Below are 4500 nucleotides of genomic sequence, written 5' to 3' on the forward strand. Positions count from 1 at the left end.
AACTGCTCCAACCGGTTGCCCGGCGGGATCCGAAGATCAGTGAGATTCTGCGCTGGTTCCAGATGCGCTCAGTATCCTTGTCGCCGAAGGATCTAATCACAGCATCAGCAAGTCAGACTTAACGCGTAGCGTCAATGACGCTCGACGTTAAGACCCCACCCCGGTCGGCACATCAGAACAAGGAAGACGGATTCTGGGGATGGAAGTATTCACGGTGATCCCTTCGTCGGCAAGCTGACACGCGAGAGTCAGGGTGATCCCCGCCGGAACGTTCGTGATTGCAGATGAGGACGTCGACGTGGCCGAACTCCGCCACCGCCCGATCCATCGTCGGCTCCCCACGGCTGGTCGGTGTTATGGGGACGATGATGAGTCAGCAGCAGATCGACGCCTAGCGGATCAGCTCCATCGCCCGGGCCTGGTCGAGCGCCGCCAGGTGCGGCAGGGGATCGATGCCCATGTCGGCGACGTAGGAGGTGAGCAGATCACGGACCGTCGCCTCCAGATCGACAGGATCCCAGGGCTTGGCGATGTAGTGGTCGAGGTACGCCTCGTTGACCGCGACGATGGTGTCCTCCAGTTGCGCCTGCCCGGTCACCAAAACCTTGCGGGTGGCGGCGGTGCGGTCGTCGTCCATCATCTCGACGAGGAACTCGACGCCGGTGGTGCCTGGCATGCGGTGATCGCACAGGGCGAGGGCGAGGACGTCGCCGTCGGCGCTGATTTCGTCGATGACCTCCCAGGCGTCGGCGACGTCGGAAGCCGGCTCGAGACGCACGGTGGGGGCGAACACCTGTAGGTCGCGCTCGACGGCGGTGCGGACCTCCGGCTCGTCTTCGAGGATGAGGATGGTCAGTTTCATGATTCAGCTCTCCTGTAGTGACAGCGGCCCTGCGACTGGCAGGCCGACGATGACGCGGGTTCCCGCGGTGGATGTCTCGATGTTGATGGTCCCGTTGTGCTTGCTCACGATGGTGCGGCAGACGCCCAGACCGATTCCCATGCCGAAGCGGACCTGGCCTTGCTTCGTGGTGAAGCGGGGCTCGAAGAGCCGGTCCAGGAGCTCCCCCGGAATCCCGGGGCCGTCGTCGATGACCTCGACCTGCACCCAGTCCGGTCTCGGCCGGCTGGTGCGGACGGTGATGGTGGAGCCCTTGCCGGATTCAGCGAATGCTTCGGCGGAGTTGGTGATGAGGTTGGTCCACACCTGCGCCAACTGGCCCGGGGTACAGGTGATCGGGGGAAGTTCGGCGTAGTCGCGGCGGACGGTTACGCCCCGGAGCTTGTGCGAGGTGAGGCGGATGGTGTCGTCGATGCCCTGGTGAATGTCGACATCCGTGACGGGGTCGCCGTCGGGGCGGGCATAGGAACGCAGGCTCGCCACGAGGTCGGTGATGCGGGTGGCCGCATTGTCGACGTTGCGCAGGGCGGTGCCGATGGAGGCGGCGTGCTCCACCATGTCGAAGTCCAGATTCCGGGACTTGTGCACCCGACGGACGAAGTCCAGGTCGTGGACTCCGGCCAGCACCAGACGCGAGGCCAATTCACGGTCCCCGGTGATCTCGGCGATCTCCCTGCGAATCTCGCGGGCCCGCTTCGTGCTCACGGCGGGAGAGGAGCTGGCCGCGTCGATCGCGGCAAGGGCACTGTCCGACCAACGCTTGGCCTTGCCGGTGTTCAGCAGGGCCTCGATATCGTCGGCGAGATGCTCGGCGGTGCGCTTGATCGCCGCCATCGGGTTGTTGAGTTCGTGGGCGACGCCCGCAGCCAGCTCACCGAGAGAGGCAAAGCGCGCCTGGCTCATCAACTCTTTTCGGGCCCCCTCGAGATTCTTCAACGCCAGGGCGAGGGCGGCGCGTTCCTGCTCGAGCAACGACCTGGTCTCATGCCGCTTGACCTGGATGTCCTCGGCACGTCGAAGGCGCCGGTCGTAGGTGCGGACGAACAGCGCGGTGATGAGCCGGTTGAGACGCGGCTCCACCGAGAGAAGGTAATTGAGCTGCTCATAGGAGAGCTGGACGGCGACAACCTCGGTCGTGGTGCGCGCGGTGAAGAAGCCGACGCGGGCATTGGCCAGCGCGAGCAGTCCAATCACCTTGCCGGTGGAGGCATGGTGCATGGTGATGTCGCCGGCGTCGGTGAAGCGCCCGAGCAGCACATTGCCGCTCAGTGCGAAGATCATCTCCTCGACGACGTGCCCCTCTTTGGTCAGGTACACCCCGGGCGGAAACACCAGGCGGGGCTGGTAACCGAGATGATGGTCGGCGGCGTCGATGAGCGTTGTAATGATCTCGCTATCGCTCATCGTGCTGTCGAGCACGAAATGCTCGGGCAGCTCGTCGTGGAAGTCCACCGTGGGGTCCTCGTCGCTCCGGTTGTGCCAGTAACGACGCAGCTGCTGGAGGAGCGTTCGGATGAAGGAGTCCTCCTTGATCTCCGGGGTGTAGGCGAGCATGTCCAGTCGCCCCATGTCGGTGAGCAGGTCCAGCCCGCTGATCGACGGTGCAGTGGACAACACCAGGATGCGCGTGTGCCTGAACGCCGGGTTGGTGACGAAGGAGACGAGCGGATGGTCGGGCGGGAGGCCGTCGTCGTGAAGGGTGACCGTGATCAGGCCGAGGTTGTCATCGTCGCCGATTTGCTCGAGCACCGACGGCAGGTCGGGCGCATTCACCACCCGGTGCTGCTCGCCCAACGTCCGCCTGACCAGCGAGAAGAGGTACTGCGTGACGTCCGAGCCGCCGACGATCGCGATCGTCGAGTGCGGTAGTGGGTGAGGCCGGGACATCTAGCCCACCAGGCCCAGGGCCGACCACAGCGGCGGGGCGACGAAGACGAGCAGGGCGGTCGCCACGCCACCGACGATCAGGCCGATGAAGGCCATCTGGCCGATCTTGATCTCGCCGGTGGCATAGGCGATGGCGTTCGGGGGCGTGGAGATCGGCATTGACATGCCGACCGAACAGGCGATTGCGACGACGACCGCCACGAGGAGCGGGTTAACGCTGTCCAGGGAGACCGCCAGCGACACCGCCAGGGGAACCAACAGGTTGGCCGCGGCGGAGTGCGAGATGACGTTGGCCAGGCCGAAGCTGATGAGGCCCAGCGTGGCCATGATCGCGAGGCCTCCCAGCGACGTCCAATCCACCGAACCGACCAGCCACGCGTCCAACCCGGTGGCACCCACGCCGGTGCCCAGCGCGATGCCTCCCGAAACCAACCACAACACCGGCCAATCCAGGGCCTGGACGTCCTTGCCCTTCATGACCTGCAACGCGAGGAGCGCCACCACCGGGAAGAAGCCGACAATGTTGGAGGAGACGCCGTGCAGAGGCTCCGAGACCCACAGGAGGATGGTCAAGCCCGCGATGGCGTAGAAGACCTTCGCGTCGAGGGCCGTGTTCCAGCGGGACTCCATGTCGATCTCGATACGCTCGTCCTTCGGGATGAACACCAGGCACAGCAGGACCCACGCGATGGCCAACACGACGAGCATGTACGGCACGGCCAGCACCATCCACTGGGTGAAGGAGACGGAGATGCCGTGCTCCTGCAGCACGCCGATGGCGATCGCATTCGGCGGCGTGCCCACCGGAGTGCCGATGCCTCCGACGTTCGCCGCCAGGGGAATCGACAACGCGACGCCGGCCCTCGCCTTGCCCGCGGGAAGCGCCTTGAGAATCGGGATGACCACCGCAAACATCGTCGCGGTGGTAGCGGTATTCGACATGAACATGCTGAGCAAGGCGGTGATCAGCATCAAACCCAGCACCGTCATCCGCGCGTTGCTGGGGAAGGGCTTGAGCATCACGGATGCGAGGTTGCGGTCCATGCCGTACTTCTCAGCGCCGTGGGCGATCATGAACCCGCCCAGGAACAGGATGATCACGGGGTTGGCCAGAGCCGCGAAATAGTCGGAGGCCGGCAGCACCGTGTCCGCCAGTGCGGCGTCTCCTCCGGTGGGATCGTCGAACGCCCCCTTCGAGATCAGCAGCACCTCCAGGAAGATGACCAGCACCGCCGTCGCGGTCAGCGGGATCGGCTCGAGCACCCAGAATACGATCGCCAACAGGAAAATCGCCAGCATTCGCTCGCCCGGTTCCGCCAGCCCGGGGATGTCCGCGAAGAACGGCACGAGGAACAGAACGGAACCGAGGACGAACCCGACGATCTGCTTGGGACTCAAGCTTCTCGTGGCCTGCTGCAGGACCGGTGGCTTGGGTGCGTTGGTCGATCGCTTCCTCGCCCTGCGCGGAGCGGGAGCAGTTGTGGCGGAGGAGGTGGAAGAGGGTTTCCCGGGGGAATCTGGGACGTCGGCACTCATGCCTTCAATGCTAGATCACGCCACCGAATTCGCACTGTTCACCGTCTGTGGCGGGAGTTGGTACCCCTTCCCGATCCATCGGGCTCCGAGCTCGCCCTGATCTGGCCTATCGGCCGCCCTGCTACACGTTGAACTTGAACTCCACCACGTCACCGTCGGCCATGACGTAGTCCTTG

At 64.8% G+C, this 4500-nt stretch carries 3 protein-coding genes; all 3 read right to left on the reverse strand.

Translation table 11 applies throughout. From position 1 onward, the window contains the following. Window positions 1–391: 391 nt before the first annotated feature. From Q4F73_RS11650 to Q4F73_RS11660, 3 genes are read right to left on the reverse strand one after another with little or no spacing between them, the layout of a single operon-like run. Window positions 392–862 carry a response regulator gene (locus Q4F73_RS11650; RefSeq protein ID WP_303359510.1) on the reverse strand — a complete coding sequence of 157 codons (471 nt, stop codon included), beginning with the start codon at window positions 860–862 and terminating at the stop codon, window positions 392–394. A 3-nt stretch (window positions 863–865) separates the two neighbouring features. Further along, window positions 866–2788: an ATP-binding protein gene (locus tag Q4F73_RS11655; protein ID WP_303359511.1), complete on the reverse strand. Its 1923-nt coding sequence runs from the start codon at window positions 2786–2788 to the stop codon at window positions 866–868. Continuing rightward, on the reverse strand, window positions 2789–4186 hold the full coding sequence (locus Q4F73_RS11660) for a DASS family sodium-coupled anion symporter (protein WP_303359512.1): 1398 nt from the start codon (window positions 4184–4186) through the stop codon (window positions 2789–2791). It lies immediately after the preceding gene. Between the last annotated feature and the right edge of the window lie 314 nt (window positions 4187–4500).

Origin of the sequence: Corynebacterium sp., from assembly GCF_030535495.1 — a bacterium.
Classification (GTDB): Bacteria; Actinomycetota; Actinomycetes; order Mycobacteriales; family Mycobacteriaceae; genus Corynebacterium.

Bases quoted from the DNA above. Each gene is read 5' to 3' on its own strand.
- Q4F73_RS11650 (WP_303359510.1), bottom strand. From the start codon at position 862: ATGAAACTGACCATCCTCATCCTCGAAGACGAGCCGGAGGTCCGCACC.
- Q4F73_RS11655 (WP_303359511.1), bottom strand. From the start codon at position 2,788: ATGTCCCGGCCTCACCCACTACCGCACTCGACGATCGCGATCGTCGGC.